The following is a 20,832-nucleotide window of genomic DNA, read 5'->3' on the forward strand; positions in this document are numbered from 1 at the left end:
GCGGGGAAGGCGGCCTCGGCGGCCTGCACGGCGGCATCGACCTGGGCCGGGCTGGCCTCGGCGATTTCTACCAGGGCAGTGCCCAGGGACGGGTTGAGCACGGCGAGGCCGGGGCCTTCGCCAGCGATGAGTTGGCCGTTGATCAGCAGTTTGGTTTGCATGGGGTAAGTCCTCGTTCGGTTCTAGCCCCTCGCCCCTTGGGAGAGGGGTTGGGGTGAGGGAAATTCGGTGTGGCCCGGACTGCCCTCTCCCCCGGCCCCTCCCCCTGAAGAGGAGAGGGGAGCAGGCCGAGAGAGAGGGGCACCGGTGTCTTTACTTCCCGCTTCCCGCCACGCCTTCGCCACCCTTGGTCAGGTAGTAGGCGCCGAGGATCGGCAGCATGGTCACCAGCATCACCAGCATGGCGACGACGTTGGTCACCGGCACATCGCGCGGGCGGCTGAGCTGGTTGAGCAGCCAGATCGGCAGCGTGCGCTCGTGGCCGGCGGTGAAGGTGGTGACGATGATCTCGTCGAAGGACAGCGCGAAGGCCAGCATGCCGCCCGCCAGCAGGGCCGAACCGAGGTTCGGCAGGATGATGTGACGGAAGGTCTGCCAGCCGTCGGCGCCCAGGTCCATCGAGGCTTCGATAAGGCTGTGGGAGGTGCGACGGAAGCGCGCGATCACGTTGTTGTGGACGATCACCACGCAAAAGGTGGCGTGACCGATGACGATGGTCAGCAGCCCCGGCTCGATGCCCAGGGTCTTGAACGCCGAGAGCAGGGCGATGCCGGTGATGATGCCGGGCAGGGCGATGGGCAGGATCAGCATCAGCGAGATGCCTTCCTTGCCGAAGAAGTCGCGGCGATACAGCGCGGCGGCGGCCAGTGTGCCGAGCACCAGGGCGATCAGGGTGGCAATTGTGGCCACCTGTGCCGACAGCTTGATCGCTTCCATCACATCGGCACGGCCGAAGGCGACGCTGAACCAGTGTAGGGTGAAGCCCTGCGGCGGGAAGCTGAAGGCGGCGTCTTCGGTGTTGAAGGCGTACAGGAAGATGACCAGGATCGGGACGTGCAGGAACGCCAGCCCGCCCCAGGCGGCGGCCTTGAGACCCCATGAAGCTTGTTCAGAGTGCATCGAAGGCCCCCAGACGTTTGACGATGGACAGGTAGACGGCGATCAGCACGATGGGCACCAGGGTGAAGGCGGCGGCCATGGGCATGTTGCCGATGGCCCCCTGTTGCGCGTAGACCATGCTGCCAACGAAGTAGCCGGGCGGGCCCACCAGCTGCGGGACGATGAAGTCGCCCAGGGTCAGGCTGAAGGTGAAGATCGAACCAGCGGCGATGCCCGGCACCGACAGCGGCAGGATCACCTGCATGAAGGTCTGTCGCGGGTGCGCGCCGAGGTCGGACGAGGCTTGCAACAGTGACGGCGGCAGGCGCTCCAGCGAGGCCTGGATCGGCAGGATCATGAACGGCAGCCAGATGTAGACAAACACCATGAAGCGCCCCAGGTGCGAGGTGGACAGCGTGCTGCCGCCCACGCCCGGCACGCCGAGGACGAACTCCAGCACCGGTTGCAGGTGCAAGGCCTGGACGAACCACATCACCACGCCGCCCTTGGCCAGCAGCAGGGTCCAGGCGTAGGCCTTGACGATATAGCTGGCCCACATGGGCATCATCACCGCGATGTAGAAGAACGCCTTGGTCTTGCCCGTGGTGTAGCGCGCCATGTAGTAGGCGATGGGGAAGGCCATGGCGGCGCTGGCGATGGATACCGCCACTGCCATGCCCAGCGTACGCAGGATGATGTCGAAGTTGGCGGCCTGGAACAGCGCGGCGAAGTTGGCCAGCGTCAGGTCCGGCGTCACCATCATGGTGAAGTCGTCGAAGGTGTAGAAGCCTTGCCACAGCAGCGTCAGCAGCGACCCCAGGTAGATGGCGCCGAACCACAGCAGCGGCGGCACCAGCAGCAGCGAGAGGTACAGCGTCGGCTTGCGGTAGAGCAGGTTGGACAGCCGCCGCCGCAGGCCGTTGGCGGCTTGCGGCCGCTCGGCGTTGAGGGTCAGTTCCATGTCACAGGCCCTCGGTGAGCTGGACCATGGCGTCGCGGGCCCAGCGGGCGGTGACGCGCTGGCCGGGCTGGTGCGGCGAAACCGTGTCCTGCCATTGGCTATTGGCGTGGCTGACGCAGAGGTTCTGGCCGTTGTCGAGACGGATCTCGTAGCGGGTGGCAGCACCCTGGTACTGGATATCGTGGAGCAGCCCGCTGATTTCCACTTCGCTGCTGGCTGCCTCGCCCATCGCGAAGCGAATGTGCTCGGGGCGGATGGAGAAGGGCTGCGCCAAGCCGGTGAGCTGGCGGGCGAGGTCGCCGCGCAGCACGTTGGAGGTGCCGACGAACTCGGCAACGAAGGGCGTGGCCGGCTTCATGTAGAGATTGCGCGGGGTGTCCACCTGCTCGATGCGGCCCTTGTTGAACACCGCCACGCGGTCGGACATCGACAGCGCCTCGCCCTGGTCGTGGGTGACGAAGATGAAGGTGATGCCCAGCTGGCGTTGCAGCTTCTTCAGCTCGCTCTGCATCTGCTCGCGCAGCTTGAGGTCCAGCGCGCCGAGTGGTTCGTCCAGCAGCAGGACGCGGGGGCGGTTGACCAGCGCACGGGCCAGGGCCACACGCTGGCGCTGGCCGCCAGACAGCTGTGCGGGCTTGCGCTCGCCGTAGCCGGCCAGGGCGACCATGCCCAGCGCTTCTTCGGCGCGGGCCAGGCGCTCGGCGCGGGCGACACCCTTCACCTTGAGGCCGTAGGCGACGTTGTCACGCACGTTCATATGCGGGAACAACGCGTAGTCCTGGAACACGGTATTGACGTCGCGTTGGTAGGGCGGCAGACCCGCGGCTTCCTCGCCGTGGATGCGGATGGAACCCGAGGAGGGCTGCTCAAAGCCGGCGATCAGCCGCAGGCAGGTGGTCTTGCCGGAGCCCGATGGGCCGAGCATGGAGAAAAACTCGCCGTCCTTGATATCGATGGATACCCGGTCGACGGCCTTGACCTCGCCGAACTGGCGGGAAACCTGGGTGAACTGGACAGCAAGTGTCATGGTGCGGTGCTCCGGTGAAGCAAGAAAACGGGGTGTGGCAGGGAGTAGCTCCCTCTCCCTCTGGGAGAGGGGTGACTTCTGGGGATAGATCAGCGCGGATTACCTGCCACCCATGATCGCGATGTAGTCCTGGGTCCAGCGGCTATAAGGCACGAACTTGCCGCCCTCGGCCTGCGGAGTCTTCCAGAAAGCGATCTTCTCGAACTGCTCATAGCCGTTGGTGGTGCAGCCCTCGGCGCCGAGCAGGGCGCTGGCCTTGCAGCCGGCCGGCACGGCAGGCAGGGCGCCGAACCAGGCGGAGACGTCGCCCTGGACCTTGGGCTCCAGCGACCAGTTCATCCACTTGTAGGCGCAGCTCGGGTGCTTGGCTTCCGCATGCAGCATGGTGGTGTCGGCCCAGCCGGTAACGCCTTCCTTCGGAATTACGGTGTCCACCGGCTGGCCTTCGGCCTTCAGGGTATTGGCCATGTAGCCCCAGGTGCTGGAGGCCGCTACGCCTTCGTTCTTGAAGTCGCTCATCTGCACAGTCGCATCGTGCCAGTAGCGGTGCACCAGGCTGTGTTGCTTGCGCAACAGGTCGAGGACGGCGGTGTATTGCTCTTCGGTCAGCTGGTACGGGTCCTGGATACCCAGTTCCGGCTTGGCGGACTTCAGGTAGAGGGCGGCGTCGGCGATGTAGATCGGGCCGTCGTAGGCCTGCACGCGGCCTTTGTTGGCTTTGCCATCGGCCAGTTGCTGAGCTTCGAACACAGCGCTCCAGCTATCCGGCGCCTGCTTGAACAGCTTGGTGTTGTACATCAGCAGGTTCGGGCCCCACTGATACGGTGTGCCGTATTGCTTGCCCTGGACGTTGAACCAGGGCGCGTCTTTCAAGCGCGGGTCGAGGTTCTTCAGGTTGGGGATCAGGTCCGGGTTGATCGGCTGTACACGCTTGCCATAGATCAGGCGCAGAGAGGCGTCGCCCGAGGCGGTGACCAGGTCGTAACCGCCCTTGGCCATCAGGCTGACCATTTCATCGGAGGTGGCGGCGGTCTTCACGTTGACCTTGCAGCCGGTGTCTTTCTCGAATTGGGTCACCCAGTCGTAGTTCTTGTCCGACTCGCCACGCTCGATGTAGCCGGGCCAGGCAATGATGTCGAGCTGGCCTTCACCTTTGCCGACTTCCTTCAGGGCCTCGGCGGCCTGCAGGCTGGTGCTGGCCAGGATGGCGGTGGCGATTGCGCTGAACAGTGCGGTTTTGCGCGCGGACATGGTGTTCCCTCTTGATTAGTTATTGGTCGGGGCAGTTGAAGCGGGTCGATCCGTTTTTCTTGTACTAAAGCGTCTCTCCGTGGCGCGCCATGATGTGGCGGACCACGCTGTAGTCCTGCAGCGAATCGCTGGACAAGTCCTTGCCGTAGCCGGAGCGTTTGAGCCCGCCGTGGGGCATCTCGCTGGCCAGCATGAAATGGGTGTTGATCCAGGTGCAGCCGTACTGGAGGCGCGCGGCTACCTGCATGGCCTTGTCCAGGTTCTGCGTCCAGACGGAAGAGGCCAGGCCGTATTCCGAGTCGTTGGCCCAATCCACGGCTTGGGTCAACTCGTCGAAGCGGGTGACGGTGACCACTGGGCCGAATACCTCGCGCTGGACGATTTCATCCTGCTGTTTGCAGCCGGCCAGCAGGGTTGGCTGGTAGTAGTAGCCGGCACCGGAATGCACGGCAGCACCGGTCACGCGCTCGATGTGCGGCTGGCCGAGGGCGCGTTCGACGAAGCTGGCCACGCGGTCGCGCTGGCGCGCGCTGATCAGTGGCGGGATCTCGTTGTCCTGGTCGCGCTTGCGGGCGAAGCGTAGGCTGGCCACGGCGTCGCCCAGCTCAGCCACCAGGCGGTCATGGATGCCAGCCTGGGCGTAGATGCGGCAGGCGGCGGTGCAGTCCTGGCCGGCGTTGTAGTAGCCATGGGTGCGAATGCCCTGGACCACGGCGCCGAGGTCGGCGTCGTTGCAGACGATCACCGGTGCCTTGCCGCCCAGTTCGAGGTGGGTACGCTTCAAGGTGCGAGCGGCGCTTTGGAGAATTTTCTGACCGGTGACGATATCGCCGGTCAGCGAAACCATGCGCACCTTCGGGTGACCCACCAGATGGCTGCCGACACTGTCACCGCCGCCGCAGAGGATGTTGATCACCCCGGGCGGGAGGATCTCCGCCAGGGCCGGCGCCAGCGCCAGGATCGACAGCGGGGTGTGTTCGGAGGGTTTGAAGATCAGCGTGTTACCAGCCGCCAGGGCCGGCGCAATCTTCCAGGCCGCCATCATCAGCGGGTAGTTCCAGGGCGCAATGGAGGCCACCACGCCAACTGGGTCGCGGCGTACCAGGCTGGTGTGGCCGGGGATGTACTCGCCGGCGAGTTGGCCCTGTTGGCAGCGCACGGCGCCGGCGAAGAAGCGGAACACGTCAGCAGTGGCGGGGACATCGTCCTGGCGTGCCAGATGCAGCGGCTTGCCGCAGTTCAGGGCTTCGAGGCGGGCCAGCGAGTCGGCGCGCTTCTCGATGGCATCGGCAATGGCGAGCAGTGCGGTGGATCGTTGCGCGGGCGTGGTCCTCGACCAGCTGGTGAAGGCCCGGTTGGCTGCACGAATGGCCGTCTCGACCTGGTCGATAGACGCTTCGGCGATGCTGGCCAGGGTTTCCCCGCTGGCAGGGTTGATGATCGGCTCGGCCGGGCCCTCGCCGATGACGAGTTGGCCGTCGATCAGCAGTTCAGCATGCAGGGTCGGTGTGCTCGAGGCGCTGCTCATCTTGCTGGCTCGTTTCTTCTCGGTTTTTTGTTCTTCAGTCATCCCGGTGCTCCTTGTGGGAGCCCGGCATGGCTCTTTGACTGCATCGAGAGACTAGAGGCCGGGCTGGAGGTCGACAAATTCTAAATACTGAAAGTAGCGTTCGATTAAATCGAAAGCTTGCGATTGTTCGGTTGCTCGCGGGCTACGGTCAGAAACGGGTCCACCAGGGCCGGACGTGCCGTGCCCCGGCGCCAGGCCAGGCCCACGTCCAGCGGCTCGCCCAGGTCCGCCAGGGGACGCGCCTCGATGATGTCGCCCTCCAGGGACCAGGGGCGGTAGGTCATGTCCGGCTGGATGGACAGGCCGAGGCCGGCGGCCACCAGACTTCGCACGGCTTCCACCGACGCGGTGCGCAGCGTCACTTGCGGCGTGAGGCCGGCGCGGGACCAGATGCGCTGGGTGTGTAGGCCCATTTCGTCAGCGTTGAGCTGGATCAGCGGCTCGCCGGCGACGTCGGCCAGGCCGATGCTGTCGCGCTCGAGCAGCGGGTGTTGGGCAGGGAGCCAGAGTCGGTGTGGCGAGTGGGTGAGCACTTCGGTCTGCAGGGCAAGGCGATCTTCGAGGTTGGAGAGAATCAGCACGCCCACGTCGATCTCGCCGCTCACCAGCAGGTGCTCGATGTACGGGCGCTCGTCCTCCACCACGCGGGTCCTCACGTTGGGGTAGGCGCGCTGGAAGCGGGTGATCAGGTCGGCCAGGTAATAGCCGGCCACCAGGCTGGTTACGCCGATGGTCAGGCTGCCGGCGACCTGGTCGGTGCTCTGCTGCAGGCTACGCTTGGCGTTTTCCACGGTGGCCAGGATCAGATGCGCCTGACGCAGGAACTGGTGGCCCTGATGGGTCAGCGACATACCCTTGGCATGGCGATTGAAAAGGCTGACGCCGATTTCCTCCTCTAGTTGCTGGATGGCCAGGGTCAGGGTCGACTGGGAAATGAACACCGCCTGGGCGGCGGCGGAGATAGAACCGGTTTCGGCGACGGCGATGAAATGGCGGATCTGGCGGAGGGTCATCATGGGCGGCGCTTCGCGTCTGATTGGCTGCCCTTCATTATGGTTTATCGAAAATTGAATGCCTTTTTCTTTTTTATCGATATGCCGGGCTCGCCCAAGGTTCTCGGCAATATCTCGAAGCACTATGCCTGCCATCGCGGGGAATCCATCCGGTTAGAGTCGGTCGATTATCAGGTTCCGATTCCTGCCCAGGAGGCTTCCATGAACACCCGCGGATTGCTCGACCAACTACTCAAGTCCGGACAGGACTTGCTCCAGCAGAAGACTTCCAGCAAGCAGGCTGGTGCAACGGGCGGCAGCAGTAACCTCGGCAGCCTGCTCGGTGGTGCCGGGGGCGGTGCCCTGGCAGCAGGTGCATTGGCCCTGCTGATGGGCAACAAGAGCGCGCGCAAAATGGGCGGGAAAGTCGTGACCTACGGTGGTCTCGCCGCCCTGGGTGTGCTGGCTTACAAGGCTTATGGCAACTGGCAGGCACAGCAGGCGTCGGTGCCACAGGCCGAGCCGCAGACCCTTGACCGTGTGCCGTCTGCTCAGGTTGAGCAGCACAGCCAGGCGATTCTTCGCGCCATCGTCGCCGCAGCCAAGGCCGATGGCCACATCGATGCCCGCGAACGACAGTTGATCGATGGAGAGATTGCCAAACTCACGAGTGACGTCGAGTTGCAGGGTTGGCTGGATCGCGAACTGGCCAAGCCGCTGGACCCGGCGGAAGTGGCGCGTGCTGCGCTAAGCGGCGAAATAGCGGCGGAAATGTATCTGGCCAGCCTCTTGATGGTCGACGAAGAGAGCTACATGGAACGCGCCTATCTCGATGAACTGGCGCGCCAGATGAAGCTTGACGCCGGCCTCAAGTCGGAACTGGAAAGCCAGGCCCGTAAAGCCCTGCAGCAGATTCCTGGTTGAAACAAGATCCGCAGCCCAGTGCGGACTGCTAGCAACAGTCCGCACAGACAACGCCTTTCGAAGCGTTCGTTCATTCCCGCCGAGCTTGCGGAGCTGTCCGTTTTTACCTCCATTTCGGTGACTTTCTGCCAAACTTGCCAGGCATCGGCTTTCGCCGGCTTTCTGGCGGCAAAAAAGTGCCGATCATGTCCCTTGCAGGCGTTAGGGCTAGTCTCTAGAGTCGCCGCCCATGCAGGAGGCCGCCCGGACGGCCGATCCGTATCTGAGTTCTGGCAACTGGGGAAGAATGTGAAGAACTGGACTGTTCGCTTGCGTATCCAGGCAAGTTTCGCGGTGATCATCGTCATCATGTCGTTGATGGCCACGATGTCCTACATCCAGCTCATGAATATCGAGCACGAGGGTGACCGGGTACTCGAGGACGCAGTGCCGGGCATGCACCTGATCAGCAAGATTCGCAGCAGCTGGACCGATAACCTGCTGCGCACCCAGGCCCAGTTGAACGAGGTGTCGGCAACTGGCGCAGTGACGATCTACAAGGCCGATCTGAAGGCGCTCGAGCAGAGCAATGCGCAACTCGACGGCCTGCTCAAGGACTACGAGGCCACTATCAACTTGTCCGTGGATCGTGCCGAGTACGCGCAGTTCCTGGCGATCCGCAAGAATTACCTCGACCAGCAGGCCCAGGTGCTGGCGTTGATCAAGGAGCAGAAGCACAGTGCTGCGGGGCAGGCCTTCAAGGAAGGGGTGGTCGCGCACTGGTCCCAGGGCCGGCAAGTGTTGAACGACATGATCGAACTGAACAAGGACACGGCCGAGCAATCGATTGCCGAGATCGTGTCGTCGGTTCGCACTGCCGAGCGGAGCATGTTGCTGGCGCTGCTCTTGGCCGTGGCCGCCGCGGCGATCTGCGGCCTGCTGCTGTTGCGCGCAATCACCCGTCCGGTGGGCGGTATCGTGAATACCTTGAGGTCCATGGCCGGGGGGGATCTGTCGGCCCGCTTGGCCTTGGGACGCCAAGATGAATTCCTCGCCATCGAAACCGGTTTCAACACCATGGCGGATGAGCTGAAGGGCTTGGTCTCGCAGGCGCAGCGCTCCTCCGTCCAGGTGACCACCTCGGTCACCGAGATCGCCGCAACTTCCAGGCAGCAGCAGGCGACCGCCACCGAAACGGCGGCCACCACCACTGAAATTGGTGCTACTTCGCGGGAAATCGCCGCCACTTCGCGGGATCTGGTACGCACCATGACCGAGGTGTCCGGCACCGCCGAACAGACTTCCGTGCTGGCCGGCTCCGGCCAGCTTGGTTTGGCACGGATGGAAGAGACCATGCATCAGGTGATGGGCGCAGCCGATCTGGTCAATGCCAAGCTGGCGATCCTCAACGAGAAGGCCGGCAACATCAATCAGGTGGTGACCACCATCGTCAAGGTGGCCGATCAGACCAACCTGCTATCGCTCAACGCTGCCATCGAGGCGGAGAAGGCTGGCGAATACGGCCGTGGCTTCGCTGTGGTGGCGACCGAGGTGCGCCGACTGGCCGACCAGACTGCCGTGGCGACCTACGACATCGAGCAGATGGTGCGCGAGATCCAGTCGGCCGTGTTGGCGGGGGTCATGGGGATGGACAAGTTCTCGGAAGAGGTGCGCCGCGGCATCGCCGAGGTAGGCCAGGTGGGCGAGCAGCTGTCGCAGATCATCCAGCAGGTCCAGGCGCTGGCGCCTCGCGTGCAGATGGTCAATGAGGGCATGCAGGCCCAGGCTACCGGCGCCGAGCAGATCAACCAGGCACTGGTGCAACTGGGCGAGGCCACCGGGCAGACGGTGGAGTCGCTGCGCCAGGCCAGCTCCGCCATCGATGAGCTGAACCTGGTGGCCAACGGCCTGCGGACCGGCGTCAGCCGCTTCAAAGTCTGAGCCGGCACCATGTGCCCAAGCCGTCTCCACACCCCGGCCCGCAATGTCCGTGGCCAGCTCTATCTGTTGTTTCGCCTGGGCGAGGACCGTTACGCGCTGGACGTACGTGATGTGGTCGAAGTCCTGCCGCTGCTCCAACTCAAGCAGGTGCCCGAGGCTCCGGCCTGGGTCGCCGGGGTATTTTCCCATCGTGGTGTGCTGGTGCCGGTGCTCGACCTCGGAGCCCTGGCGTTCGGAAAGCCCGCGAAGGTGCGCACCAGTACGCGGCTGGTGGTCGTGCATTACTCGACCGAGCCGTTGGACCCTGCGCGCTGGCTGGGGCTGATCCTGGAGCAGGCGACCGACACATTGCGTTGCCGCCCCGAGGACTTCCAGGAATATGGCCTGAATCAGGGCGAAGCCCGTTACCTGGGTCCGGTCTACCCGTCGTCGAATGGACTGGTACAGCGCATCCGGGTCGGTGACCTGCTGTCCGATGCGGTCCGCGAGCTGCTGTTCCCGGCGGCCGAGGAGGCGCTATGACAGAACGCTTCGAGGCCTTCTTGAAGGGCCGCATAGGCCTGGATGCCGAGTCTGTTGGCCGGGTGGTGATCGAGCGGGCCGTGCGTCAGCGCATGGCCGCGAGCGGTTACGTCGATATCGATCGCTACTGGCTGTCTCTGAATGCATCGGCCGGCGAGCAGCAGGCGCTGGTCGAGGCCGTGGTGGTGCCGGAAACCTGGTTCTTTCGCTATCCGGAGTCGTTCGCTGCCTTGGCCACGCTCGCCGTCGAGCGCTTGCCGACACTTTCACCGGGGCGTCCGCTGCGCATCCTCAGCCTGCCGTGTTCCACAGGGGAGGAGCCATACTCCATTGTCATGGCGTTGCTGGACGCTGGTCTTGCGCCTGGTTTGTTCCAGGTCGATGCGGTGGATGTCAGCGAGCGCGTGCTGGCAAGTGCGCGTGCAGCGCTCTATGGGCGCAATTCTTTCCGGGGCGAGGAACTGGGCTTTCGCGAGCGTCATTTCATTCCCTTCGGCGACGGTTTCAGCCTGGCCCAGGAGGTCATCGGCAAGGTGCGCTTCATGCGCGGCAACCTGCTGGAGCCCGGTCTGCTGGCCGGCGAAGCGCCTTATGACTTCGTCTTCTGTCGCAATCTGCTGATCTACTTCGACCGCCCCACGCAGGCGAGTGTGCTGGAGGTGCTCAAGCGCCTGATGCGGCCTGATGGCGCCATGTTCATCGGCCCGGCTGAGGCCGGCCTGCTCAGCCAGAGTGATATGGAGGCCCTGGGTATCGCCCATGCCTTCGTGTTCCAGCGCGCCAAGGCGCGGCCTGCCAGCAAGTCTGCCCGGCCAGGACCAGCCGTCGCTCGGCTCGAACCTCCAACGCCCCGTGTGGTGCCGATGGCTACGCCACGGCCGCGTGCCACGCTTCCGGCATCGGTGCCCAAGCCTGTGGTGATCGAGAACAGCAGCCTGGAGACTATTGCTGCACTGGCCAACGCGGGGCACAGCGAGGAGGCACGCGCAGCCTGTGAACGCCATCTGGCCGCCCATGGCCCCTCGGCCGAGGTGTTCTACTGGTTTGGCTTGCTCAGCGATGTGGCGGGCCGGGGCGACGAGGCGCTGGATTACTACCGCAAGACCCTTTACCTGCAACCGCAGCACGCCGAGGCTCTGGCACATCTGTCCACCTTGCTGGCGGCACGCGGGGATTTGGCCGGGGCGCGGCGACTGCAGGAGCGAGCGAGTCGTGGAGTGAACAACAATGGTCGATAGCCACCTGCCGCTGAGCGATGCCGAGGCACTGCCGCCGGTGGATGATTGCTGGAATCGTATCGGCGTCCATGGCGACAAGTCCTGTGAACGCCTGGCGAACCATGTGCATTGCCGAAATTGCGAAGTGCATGCCGCTGCGGCCACCATGCTGCTGGATCGCTATGCACTGCAACGGGAGCGGAAATCCGACGAGGTGGTGGAGGAGGGCGAGGTGCTCGGCGATTGCACCTCGACGCTGGTGTTCCGGCTGGGCGAGGCCTGGCTGGGGTTGGCCACCCGCAGCTTGACGGAAGTGGCAGCGATGAATCCGATCCATTCGCTGCCCCATCAGCGTTCCCGCTCATTGATTGGGGTTACCAACGTTCGCGGTGCACTGGCTGCCTGCATCTCCCTGGTCGAACTGCTGGCGTTGGAGCCGGGCGCTGCTGTTCAGGGGGATCGCCGTGTAGTACCCCGCATGCTGATTCTCGCCAGCCCGGGAGGCCCACTGGTGGCCCCCGTGGATGAAGTCGACGGCATCCACGGAATTCCTGTTGAGGCAGTGGTCGAGCCGGGGCGGGGCACGTCCCAGGCTGCGCGCCAGTTCGCGTCCGGGGTGGTGCAGTGGCGAGGTCGCAGCATCACGCTATTGGACGAAAACCTGTTGCTACAGGCCATGGCAAGGAGCCTGGCATGACTCCGGACCAGATGCGCGACGCCTCCCTGTTGGAGCTGTTCCGCCTGGAGGCCGAGGCCCAGGCCCAGGTGCTCAACGCCGGGTTGCTGGTGCTGGAACGTCACCCTGGCCAAGCCGACCAGCTGGAGGCCTGCATGCGTGCGGCCCATTCGCTGAAGGGCGCCGCGCGGATCGTTGGGTTGGATGCTGGGGTGAGGGTCGCCCACGTCATGGAGGATCTGCTCGAGGCCGCTCGCCATGGGCATCTGATCCTCCAGCCGGATCATATCGATGCCCTGCTGCAGGGCTCTGACCTGCTGTTGCGTATTGGCGCGGACGCGGACTGGGCGGACAGCTCCGGTCGCGAGGCGGTCGACACCTTGCTGCTGCGTTTGCAGGGGCAGGCAGTGGTTGCCGAGCCTGGCCCGGTCACACCTGCGGCCCCGGTATCGGCCACGGTTGCCATGGAACAAGAGACGGTGGCGCACGACGAAGAGCCGGTAGCGGTCGCCGCGGAAACGGCAGCGGATGCGCGCGCCCGGGTGCTGCGGGTCAGTGCCGAGCGCCTCGATCACCTGCTGGATATCTCCAGCAAGTCGCTGGTGGAGTTCCAGCGGATCAAACCCCTGACCGACTCCCTGCAACGCCTGCGGCGCTTGCAAGTGAGCGCCAGCCGAGCCCTGGATGTGGTGCGCGAGTCCGTGCTGGACACAGCGCTCGATCCCCAGGCCCACGCCATGCTCGGTGAGGCCCGGCAACTGCTTGGCGAATGCCAGCAGATGCTTGCCCGCCATATGACCGAGTTCGATGAGTTCGGCTGGCAAGGCGGCCAGCGCGCCCAGGTCATGTATGACGCGGCCTTGGCTTCACGTATGCGTCCATTCGGCGATGTGCTGGCTGGCCAGGCACGGATGATCCGCGACCTCGGCCGCTCCCTGGGTAAGCAGGTGCGCCTCGAGGTCGAAGGCGAGAACACTCAGGTCGATCGTGATGTGCTGGAACGTCTGGAAGCGCCGCTCACTCACTTGTTGCGCAATGCCGTGGACCACGGCATCGAGCTCGCCGAGCTGCGTGCCCGGCTAGGCAAGCCCGAAGAAGGCTGCATCCGCCTGCAAGCCCGCCATCACGCCGGCATGCTGTTGCTGGAACTCTCCGATGACGGCATGGGCGTGGACCTGGAGCGTCTGCGCGATGCTTTGGTCGCACGCCAGTTCGCCAGCGCCGAAACCGCTGCGCGCCTGACCGAAGAGGAGCTGCTCGCATTCCTCTTCCTGCCTGGCTTCAGCATGCGCGAGCAGGTCACCGAGGTCTCGGGACGCGGAGTCGGGCTGGACGCTGTGCAGCACATGGTCCGCCAGCTTCGTGGCGGGGTGCACATGGAGCAGCGCCAGGGACAGGGCGCCACCTTCCATCTCGAAGTGCCATTGACCCTTTCGGTGGTGCGCAGCCTGGTGGTGGAGGTCGGTGGTGAGGCCTATGCCTTCCCGCTTGCGCATATCGATCGCATGACCCGTTTGCAACCCGAGGACATTGTCCAGCTCGAAGGGCGGCAGCATTTCTGGCACGAGGGCCGCCACGTGGGGCTGGTTTCCGGCAGCCAGATTCTCCAGTGCGCCGAGGGCCAGCATGAGGACGAAGGCATCCCGGTGGTGCTGATCAGCGAACGTGACAGCTGCTACGGCATTGCGGTGGAGCGTTTCATCGGCGAGCGCACGCTGGTGGTGATGCCGCTCGATCCGCGCCTGGGCAAGGTCCAGGACCTCGCGGCGGGTGCCTTGCTGGATGACGGCACGCCGGTGCTGATCCTTGATGTGGAGGACCTGTTCCAGTCGATCGGCAAGCTGCTCGGCAGCGGTCGTCTGGAGCGGGTCGACCGCGCCAGCCGCCAGGGCGCCGGAGCCCGACGCAAGCGAGTGCTGGTGGTCGACGATTCGCTCACCGTCCGCGAGCTGGAGCGCAAGCTGTTGCAGGGTAACGGCTACGATGTGGCCGTGGCGGTGGATGGCATGGATGGCTGGAACGCGCTGCGCTCCGAGCATTTCGATCTGCTGATCACCGACATCGACATGCCGCGCATGGATGGCATCGAATTGGTGACGCTGGTGCGTCGCGACAATCGCCTGCAGTCCCTGCCGGCGATGGTGGTGTCCTACAAGGATCGTGAGGAAGACCGTCGGCGTGGCCTCGATGCCGGCGCCGACTATTATCTCGCCAAGGCCAGCTTCCATGATGAGGCGCTGCTGGACGCCGTGGTCATGCTGATCGGAGATGCGCAGGGATGAGGGTAGGGATAGTCAACGACATGCCGCTGGCGATAGAGGCCCTGCGCCGGGCGCTGGCACTGGAGCCTGCGCATCAGATCGCCTGGATCGCCGGCAACGGCATCGAAGGCGTTGCACGGTGCCGCCAGGACACCCCGGACGTGGTGCTGATGGACCTGCTGATGCCGGAGATGGATGGCGTCGAAGCGACGAGACGGATCATGGCCGAATGCCCTTGCGCCATCCTGATCGTCACTGTCGACGTCGAACAGAACGTGAATCGGGTATTTGAAGCCATGGGCCATGGTGCCTTGGACGCGGTGAATACCCCGGCGCTCGGCAGCGGTCAGGCCAAGGAGGCCGCCGTCCTGTTGCGCAAGATTCAGAACATCAGTTGGCTGGTGGGGCCGCGCGACAGTCGTGAGCCGGGGGCTGCGCAACCGCGCGAGCGCGGGCACAGCGCCCAGCGTCTGGTAGCAATTGGCGCATCTGCCGGTGGGCCGGCCTCCTTGGCGCAGCTGCTCAAGCAGCTACCGGCGGATTTCCAGGCTTCGATCGTGCTGGTTCAGCACGTAGACGAGGTTTTTGCCGCCGGCATGGCCGAGTGGCTCGCCAGCGAATCCCGTCTGCCGGTGCGCCTGGCCCGCGAGGGTGAGCCGCCCCAGCCGGGGACCATCCTCCTGGCGGGTACCAACAACCACCTTAGGCTACTGCGCAATGGCGTGCTGGCGTATACCGCCGAGCCTGCCAGCCATGTCTACCGGCCATCGATCGACGTGTTTTTCGATAGCCTGGTGGAACATTGGAAGGGCGAGGCCGTGGGCGTGTTGCTGACCGGAATGGGGCGCGACGGTGCCGAGGGCCTGAAACGCATGCGTGGGCGTGGCTTCCTGACCATTGCCCAGGACCAGGCGAGCAGTGCGGTTTACGGTATGCCCAAGGCAGCGGCAGCGATCGGCGCGGCGGTCGAAGTATTGCCGCTGGATCGCATCGCGCCGAGGCTTGTCCAAGTGTTTTCATGAAGAATCAGCCTCAGGCCCTTGGGCTGGAGAGGCTTTGAGTCGTTACCTGAGGCCCGCGGGCCCGGAGAGTTCTATGCATTATCCCCATCGCAGCCACGCGGATATGGCCGGCTCGACGGAAAGCGCCGTGATGGTGCTGCTGGTCGATGACCAGGCAATGATTGGCGAGGCGGTTCGTCGGGCGCTGGGCAGTGAGGAAGGTATCGATTTCCACTTCTGCTCCGACCCGAACCAGGCCGTGGCCGTGGCCCGGCAGATCAGGCCGACGGTTATCCTCCAGGACCTGGTGATGCCTGGAGTGGACGGGCTGAGCCTGCTGTCTGAGTATCGCCAGGTGCCGGCCCTGCGGGATGTGCCGATCATCGTGCTGTCCACCAAGGAAGAGCCCTCGGTGAAGAGCGCCGCGTTCGCTGCGGGAGCCAACGATTACCTGGTCAAACTGCCGGATGCCATCGAACTCGTGGCGCGCGTCCGCTATCACTCGCGCTCCTATGTGGCCCTGCAGCAGCGCGATGAAGCCTACCGTGCCCTGCGTGAAAGCCAGCAGCAGCTGCTGGAGACCAACCTGGTGCTGCAGCGCCTGATGAACTCCGATGGCCTCACAGGGCTGTCCAACCGCCGTCATTTCGACGAATACCTGGAAATGGAGTGGCGTCGGGCCCTGCGCGAGCAGAGCCAGGTATCGCTGCTGATGATCGATGTCGATCACTTCAAGGGCTTCAACGACAGCTTCGGTCATGTTGCCGGAGACGAGGCGCTGCGCCGGGTGGCTGACACCATCCGCGATTCCTGCAGTCGCTCTACCGATCTGCCGGCGCGTTACGGCGGTGAAGAATTCGCCATGGTCCTGCCCGGCACTGCCGCTGGAGGCGCACGCCTGCTGGCCGAAAAGGTGCGTCGCGCCATCGAGGCCCTGCATATTCCTCATGACCGACCGGAGCCGGGCTCGGTGTTGACGGTCAGTATCGGCCTGGCAACCCTGACCCCCAAGGCGGGCCAGGCTTCGCTGGTGCTAGTGGACATGGCCGACCAGGGGCTTTACCAGGCCAAGAAGGGTGGGCGGAACCAGGTCGCCGTGGTTGCGGCGACCGGCAGCGCCAGGTAATCCACGCGTGGTGTGATAACCCGGCGCCCGCGCGTCGCCGTATCGGCGTAAATCGCGGCGGGCATGCTGTCGGTATCGGGCGACTCGGGTATACTCGCCGGCTTTTCCGAAAGTTTTGCCAGCGAGAGCTTCCAGCCATGGAAATCAACCCGATCCTGAACAGCATCAAGGACCTCTCCGACCGTACCCAGACCATTCGGGGGTATCTTTGACTACGATCACAAGCATGATCGTCTCGTCGAAGTAAACCGCGAACTCGAAGACCCCAACGTCTGGAACAATCCGGAATACGCTCAGAACCTCGGCCGCGAACGTGCCCAGCTGGCGCAGATCGTCGAAACCCTGGACGACCTGGCCGGTGGCCTGACCGACTCCCGCGACCTGCTCGACATGGCGGTCGAGGAGAATGACGAAGGCGCCGTGAACGACGTCGCTTCCGAAGTCGAGCGTCTGCGCGAGATCCTCGAGAAGCTGGAGTTCCGCCGCATGTTCAGCGGCGAGATGGACCCGAACAACGCCTACCTGGACATCCAGGCTGGCTCTGGCGGCACCGAGGCCCAGGACTGGGCCAACATGCTCTTGCGCATGTACCTGCGCTGGGCTGACAAACACGGCTTCGATGCCACCATCATGGAACTGTCCGAAGGCGAAGTAGCCGGCATCAAGGGCTGCACCGTGCATATCAAGGGCGAGTACGCCTTTGGCTGGCTGCGCACGGAGATCGGTGTGCACCGCCTGGTTCGCAAGAGTCCGTTCGACTCCGGCAACCGCCGCCATACCTCGTTCACCGCGGTGTTCGTGTCGCCGGAAATCGACGACAACATCGAGATCGAGATCAACCCGGCGGACCTGCGTATCGACACCTACCGCTCCTCGGGCGCCGGTGGCCAGCACGTGAACACTACCGACTCGGCGGTGCGTATCACCCACGTGCCGACCAACACCGTGGTCAGTTGCCAGAACGAACGCTCCCAGCATGCCAACAAGGACACCGCCATGAAGATGCTGCGGGCCAAGTTGTACGAGCAGGAGATGCAGAAGCGCAACGCCGCGTCCCAGGCCCTGGAAGACTCCAAGTCCGATATCGGCTGGGGCCACCAGATCCGCTCCTATGTGCTCGATCAGTCGCGCATCAAGGATTTGCGTACCAGCGTCGAGCGCAGCGACTGCGACAAGGTGCTGGACGGCGATATCGACGAGTACCTCGAAGCGAGCCTCAAACAAGGGCTGTGACGCGCCGCACTCTTGTAGGAGCGAGCTTGCTCGCGAACAGCTTCGAGAGCTTCGCGCGCAAGCTCGCTCCTACGGTTACCCAAATTGAAATAGACGCCAGGCAGATAGAAAGACCATGAGCGACCAACAACTCGACCAGCACGAACTGCAACAGGAAGAAAACAAGCTGATTGCCTTGCGCAAAGAAAAGCTTGCAGCCGTCCGTGAGCAGGGCAATGCCTTCCCCAACGACTTCCGACGCGACAATTACTGCGCTGACCTGCAGAAACAGTACGTCGACAAGACCAAGGAAGAGCTGGAAGCTGCCGCCATTCCGGTCAAGGTTGCCGGTCGCATCATGCTCAACCGTGGCGCCTTCATGGTTATCCAGGACATGACCGGCCGCATCCAGGTCTACGTCAACCGCAAGACCTTGCCGGCTGAGACACTGGAAGCGGTCAAGCACTGGGACATGGGCGACATCATCGCCGCCGAGGGCACGCTGGCCCGTTCGGGCAAGGGTGACCTGTACGTCGAAATGACCAACGTGCGCCTGCTGACCAAGTCGCTGCGCCCGCTGCCGGACAAGCACCACGGTCTGACTGATACCGAGCAGCGCTATCGCCAGCGTTACGTCGACCTGATCGTCAACGAGGACGTGCGCGAGACGTTTCGCGTGCGCTCGCAGATCATCGCCCACATCCGCAGTTTCCTGATGAAGCGTGACTTCCTTGAAGTGGAAACGCCTATGCTGCAATCCATTCCTGGTGGCGCAGCGGCCAAGCCGTTCGAGACTCACCACAACGCACTGGACATGCAGATGTTCCTGCGTATCGCTCCGGAGCTGTACCTCAAGCGTCTGGTGGTCGGCGGCTTCGAGAAGGTTTTCGAGATCAACCGCAACTTCCGTAACGAAGGTGTTTCGACCCGGCACAACCCCGAGTTCACCATGCTCGAGTTCTACCAGGCCTACGCCGACTACGAAGACAACATGGATCTGACCGAAGAGCTGTTCCGCGAACTGGCTCAGCTGGTTCTGGGTAGCACCGACGTGCCATACGGCGACAAGGTGTTCCACTTCGGTGAGCCGTTCGCACGCCTGTCGGTGTTCGACTCGATCCTCAAGTACAACCCGGAGATCAGCGCGGCCGACCTGCAGGACATCGACAAGGCCCGCGAAATCGCCAAGAAGGCCGGTGCCAAGGTGCTCGGCTTCGAAGGTCTGGGCAAGCTGCAGGTGATGATTTTCGAAGAGTTGGTCGAGCACAAGCTGGAGCAGCCGCACTTCATCACTCAGTATCCGTTCGAGGTTTCGCCGCTGGCCCGTCGGAACGACCAGAACCCGAGCGTCACCGACCGTTTCGAGCTGTTCATCGGTGGCCGCGAGATCGCCAATGCCTACTCCGAGCTCAATGACGCCGAAGACCAGGCCGAGCGTTTCATGGCTCAGGTGGCCGACAAGGATGCCGGTGACGACGAGGCGATGCACTACGACGCCGACTTCGTCCGTGCCCTGGAATACGGCATGCCTCCGACGGCTGGCGAGGGTATTGGCATCGACCGTCTGGTGATGCTGCTGACCAACTCGCCGTCCATTCGGGACGTCATCCTGTTCCCGCACATGCGGCCGCAGGCCTGATGCAGAAAAAACCGCCTTCGGGCGGTTTTTTCTTACCTGTCGACAGATTGATTCGGCAAATAAATGGTCAACACTTTTAGCGAGTGACCGTAGAGGGTTATGTGTCTTGAACCAGTCGTCCCGTAGCGGCAGTGCAGCCAACGTGGCCAGCGCCGTAGCTGAGAGCGTCAAGTACCAGGGCCGCAAGGCGAGCCGCCAAGGTAGTGAGCAGCGGCGCCAGGCGATCCTCGATGCCGCCATGCGCATCATCGTCCGCGAGGGCGTGCGTGCTGTACGTCACCGTGCGGTCGCCGCCGAGGCGCAGGTGCCGCTTTCGGCTACCACCTATTACTTCAAAGACATCAATGATTTGATCACCGACACCTTCGCTCAGTTCGTCGAGCGAAGTTCGGCCGCCATGGCGGCGTTCTGGGCCAGTATCGAGGATGACCTGCAGCACATGGCAGTCGTCCTGAGCCGTGACGGCGATTCGCGCAGGCAGATGACCGACCAGATCGTCGAGCTGGCAATCGAATATGTTCGCAACCAGCTGATCGAGAACCACGATCAGCTGCTGGCTGAGCAGGCATTTCGCCAGGAGGCACTGATCAATTCCGGGCTGCGTCATCTTGCTGACGCACACCGCAAGATACTTTTGCAGGGCGCCGAGCATTTCTTTCAGATTCTGGGGTCGGCGGAGCCGGGTGAAGACGCCAAGGTGTTGACGGCTATCATTCTGCAGATGGAATATCAGGGCCTGCTCGATGGCGTCGAGAATCTCGACATCGGGGAGATGCGAGCTGTCCTCAAGCGACACCTGTATCTGGTGATGGGACTCTGAGCGCGAACACCCGACCCCGCTGTGGCGGGGTTTTTCGTTATCACAAGGAGAGCGAAATGAAAGCCTGGCGTGCCGTGGTCGCCCTGTCTTTCCTGCTGTTGGGCGGATGCCTGGTCACCTTCAAGGACCCGATTCCTGCCAATGAGCCGGCACCGATGCCTCTGTTGGGGGATTGGACCCGCAGGGACGAGTGGGGAGAGCTCCATTTTCTGGAGATCAGCCGTTCCGGCTCCAATCTCTACAAGGCGCGGACCTTCGAAGGTAGCAAGGACAATCTGGATGACATGGATGAGTTCGGCTTCACCGTCGCTCACCACGGTCGCCGCTGGTACTTGTCCGCCGGTCTGCCGAAGAACCTCGGCGCCAATTTCGCCATTGCCGGTTTCGAGCTGACTACCGACAACGAACTGGTGGTCTACAACCTGGACGTGGAGCGTATCCAGCAGGAGTTGTCGCAAGGCAGCCTGCAAGGCCAGGTGGTGGAGATGCCGGAAGGCGATGGTGTGCTGGTCACCAGCCCGCTGGACTCGGTCTTTGCCTGGCTGGATGACCCGGCCAACTCCGACGTGTTCGTCGAAGTGGCGCGCTACCAGCGAGCCAGCGAGGAGTAGTCCG

General features: G+C 63.7%; 18 protein-coding genes and 1 pseudogene. 12 read left to right on the top strand and 7 right to left on the bottom strand.

Annotated elements, in window-relative coordinates:
* The 7 genes and pseudogenes from J7302_RS20775 to J7302_RS20805 all read right to left on the bottom strand — a co-directional run.
* Nucleotides 1-161: pseudogene (locus J7302_RS20775) on the bottom strand (gamma-aminobutyraldehyde dehydrogenase); the annotation flags it as partial.
* Nucleotides 162-312: 151 nt separating this feature from the next.
* The gene (locus J7302_RS20780; protein ID WP_215378996.1) at nucleotides 313-1,119 is read right to left on the bottom strand and encodes an ABC transporter permease; all 807 of its coding nucleotides are present in this window, start codon (nucleotides 1,117-1,119) and stop codon (nucleotides 313-315) included.
* Nucleotides 1,109-2,059 (bottom strand): ABC transporter permease, encoded by a 951-nt coding sequence (locus J7302_RS20785; RefSeq protein WP_215379000.1) that lies wholly within the window; start codon nucleotides 2,057-2,059, stop codon nucleotides 1,109-1,111. The genes J7302_RS20780 and J7302_RS20785 overlap by 11 nt, the downstream gene beginning before the upstream one ends.
* 1 nt (nucleotide 2,060) lies before the next feature.
* Nucleotides 2,061-3,086: an ABC transporter ATP-binding protein gene (locus J7302_RS20790; protein ID WP_215379003.1), complete on the bottom strand. Its 1,026-nt coding sequence runs from the start codon at nucleotides 3,084-3,086 to the stop codon at nucleotides 2,061-2,063.
* A gap of 99 nt (nucleotides 3,087-3,185) precedes the next feature.
* Nucleotides 3,186-4,337, bottom strand: a complete 1,152-nt coding sequence (gene ydcS / locus J7302_RS20795; protein WP_215379006.1) for a putative ABC transporter substrate-binding protein YdcS — start codon at nucleotides 4,335-4,337, stop codon at nucleotides 3,186-3,188.
* 64 nt (nucleotides 4,338-4,401) lie between these two features.
* Complete coding sequence (locus J7302_RS20800) at nucleotides 4,402-5,907, bottom strand: gamma-aminobutyraldehyde dehydrogenase (protein WP_215379009.1); 1,506 nt, start codon at nucleotides 5,905-5,907, stop codon at nucleotides 4,402-4,404.
* A 104-nt stretch (nucleotides 5,908-6,011) separates the two neighbouring features.
* Nucleotides 6,012-6,923 (bottom strand): LysR family transcriptional regulator, encoded by a 912-nt coding sequence (locus J7302_RS20805; protein WP_215379012.1) that lies wholly within the window; start codon nucleotides 6,921-6,923, stop codon nucleotides 6,012-6,014.
* A gap of 198 nt (nucleotides 6,924-7,121) precedes the next feature.
* On the opposite strand from J7302_RS20805, the gene J7302_RS20810 reads away from it, so the two are divergent.
* From J7302_RS20810 to J7302_RS20865, 12 genes are all read left to right on the top strand, one after another.
* The gene (locus J7302_RS20810; protein ID WP_215379017.1) at nucleotides 7,122-7,823 is read left to right on the top strand and encodes a tellurite resistance TerB family protein; all 702 of its coding nucleotides are present in this window, start codon (nucleotides 7,122-7,124) and stop codon (nucleotides 7,821-7,823) included.
* 288 nt (nucleotides 7,824-8,111) lie between these two features.
* Nucleotides 8,112-9,743 carry a methyl-accepting chemotaxis protein gene (locus J7302_RS20815; RefSeq protein ID WP_215379020.1) on the top strand — a complete coding sequence of 544 codons (1,632 nt, stop codon included), beginning with the start codon at nucleotides 8,112-8,114 and terminating at the stop codon, nucleotides 9,741-9,743.
* Between the two features lie 9 nt (nucleotides 9,744-9,752).
* Nucleotides 9,753-10,265: a chemotaxis protein CheW gene (locus tag J7302_RS20820; RefSeq protein ID WP_215379023.1), complete on the top strand. Its 513-nt coding sequence runs from the start codon at nucleotides 9,753-9,755 to the stop codon at nucleotides 10,263-10,265.
* Nucleotides 10,262-11,503, top strand: coding sequence for a CheR family methyltransferase (locus tag J7302_RS20825; RefSeq protein WP_215379025.1), 1,242 nt, complete (start codon nucleotides 10,262-10,264; stop codon nucleotides 11,501-11,503). The genes J7302_RS20820 and J7302_RS20825 overlap by 4 nt, the downstream gene beginning before the upstream one ends.
* Nucleotides 11,493-12,179, top strand: coding sequence for a chemotaxis protein CheW (locus tag J7302_RS20830; protein WP_215379027.1), 687 nt, complete (start codon nucleotides 11,493-11,495; stop codon nucleotides 12,177-12,179). The genes J7302_RS20825 and J7302_RS20830 overlap by 11 nt, the downstream gene beginning before the upstream one ends.
* A complete protein-coding gene (locus tag J7302_RS20835; RefSeq protein WP_215379029.1) occupies nucleotides 12,176-14,440 on the top strand; it encodes a hybrid sensor histidine kinase/response regulator in 2,265 nt (754 codons plus the stop codon). Before J7302_RS20830 ends, J7302_RS20835 begins: the two co-directional genes overlap by 4 nt.
* Nucleotides 14,437-15,441: a chemotaxis response regulator protein-glutamate methylesterase gene (gene cheB / locus J7302_RS20840; RefSeq protein WP_215379032.1), complete on the top strand. Its 1,005-nt coding sequence runs from the start codon at nucleotides 14,437-14,439 to the stop codon at nucleotides 15,439-15,441. The genes J7302_RS20835 and cheB overlap by 4 nt, the downstream gene beginning before the upstream one ends.
* 73 nt (nucleotides 15,442-15,514) lie before the next feature.
* A complete protein-coding gene (locus J7302_RS20845) occupies nucleotides 15,515-16,546 on the top strand; it encodes a response regulator (RefSeq protein WP_215379035.1) in 1,032 nt (343 codons plus the stop codon).
* A 137-nt stretch (nucleotides 16,547-16,683) separates the two neighbouring features.
* Nucleotides 16,684-17,779, top strand: a protein-coding gene (gene prfB / locus J7302_RS20850) for a peptide chain release factor 2 (protein ID WP_215379039.1) whose coding sequence is annotated in 2 segments (ribosomal slippage) — nucleotides 16,684-16,755 and nucleotides 16,757-17,779 — 1,095 coding nt in all. Because the reading frame shifts where the segments join, the coding sequence is not laid out codon by codon here.
* Nucleotides 17,780-17,894: 115 nt separating this feature from the next.
* Entirely contained in the window at nucleotides 17,895-19,397 is a 1,503-nt protein-coding gene (gene lysS / locus J7302_RS20855; protein ID WP_215379042.1) for a lysine--tRNA ligase, read from the top strand.
* A gap of 106 nt (nucleotides 19,398-19,503) precedes the next feature.
* Complete coding sequence (locus J7302_RS20860) at nucleotides 19,504-20,217, top strand: TetR/AcrR family transcriptional regulator (protein ID WP_215379045.1); 714 nt, start codon at nucleotides 19,504-19,506, stop codon at nucleotides 20,215-20,217.
* Nucleotides 20,218-20,273: 56 nt separating this feature from the next.
* Nucleotides 20,274-20,828, top strand: coding sequence for a hypothetical protein (locus tag J7302_RS20865; RefSeq protein WP_215379048.1), 555 nt, complete (start codon nucleotides 20,274-20,276; stop codon nucleotides 20,826-20,828).
* Nucleotides 20,829-20,832 lie beyond the last annotated feature (4 nt).

This window comes from Metapseudomonas boanensis (genome assembly GCF_018704125.1).
GTDB classification, from domain to species: domain Bacteria; phylum Pseudomonadota; class Gammaproteobacteria; order Pseudomonadales; family Pseudomonadaceae; genus Metapseudomonas; species Metapseudomonas boanensis.

Coding starts and splice junctions, on each gene's coding strand:
- J7302_RS20790 (WP_215379003.1), bottom strand. CDS start 3,086: ATGACACTTGCTGTCCAGTTCACCCAGGTTTCCCGCCAGTTCGGCGAG.
- J7302_RS20835 (WP_215379029.1), top strand. CDS start 12,176: ATGACTCCGGACCAGATGCGCGACGCCTCCCTGTTGGAGCTGTTCCGC.
- J7302_RS20785 (WP_215379000.1), bottom strand. CDS start 2,059: ATGGAACTGACCCTCAACGCCGAGCGGCCGCAAGCCGCCAACGGCCTG.
- J7302_RS20830 (WP_215379027.1), top strand. CDS start 11,493: ATGGTCGATAGCCACCTGCCGCTGAGCGATGCCGAGGCACTGCCGCCG.
- ydcS (WP_215379006.1), bottom strand. CDS start 4,337: ATGTCCGCGCGCAAAACCGCACTGTTCAGCGCAATCGCCACCGCCATC.
- J7302_RS20800 (WP_215379009.1), bottom strand. CDS start 5,907: ATGACTGAAGAACAAAAAACCGAGAAGAAACGAGCCAGCAAGATGAGC.
- J7302_RS20780 (WP_215378996.1), bottom strand. CDS start 1,119: ATGCACTCTGAACAAGCTTCATGGGGTCTCAAGGCCGCCGCCTGGGGC.
- J7302_RS20810 (WP_215379017.1), top strand. CDS start 7,122: ATGAACACCCGCGGATTGCTCGACCAACTACTCAAGTCCGGACAGGAC.
- J7302_RS20825 (WP_215379025.1), top strand. CDS start 10,262: ATGACAGAACGCTTCGAGGCCTTCTTGAAGGGCCGCATAGGCCTGGAT.
- lysS (WP_215379042.1), top strand. CDS start 17,895: ATGAGCGACCAACAACTCGACCAGCACGAACTGCAACAGGAAGAAAAC.
- J7302_RS20820 (WP_215379023.1), top strand. CDS start 9,753: ATGTGCCCAAGCCGTCTCCACACCCCGGCCCGCAATGTCCGTGGCCAG.
- J7302_RS20805 (WP_215379012.1), bottom strand. CDS start 6,923: ATGATGACCCTCCGCCAGATCCGCCATTTCATCGCCGTCGCCGAAACC.
- cheB (WP_215379032.1), top strand. CDS start 14,437: ATGAGGGTAGGGATAGTCAACGACATGCCGCTGGCGATAGAGGCCCTG.
- J7302_RS20845 (WP_215379035.1), top strand. CDS start 15,515: ATGCATTATCCCCATCGCAGCCACGCGGATATGGCCGGCTCGACGGAA.
- J7302_RS20865 (WP_215379048.1), top strand. CDS start 20,274: ATGAAAGCCTGGCGTGCCGTGGTCGCCCTGTCTTTCCTGCTGTTGGGC.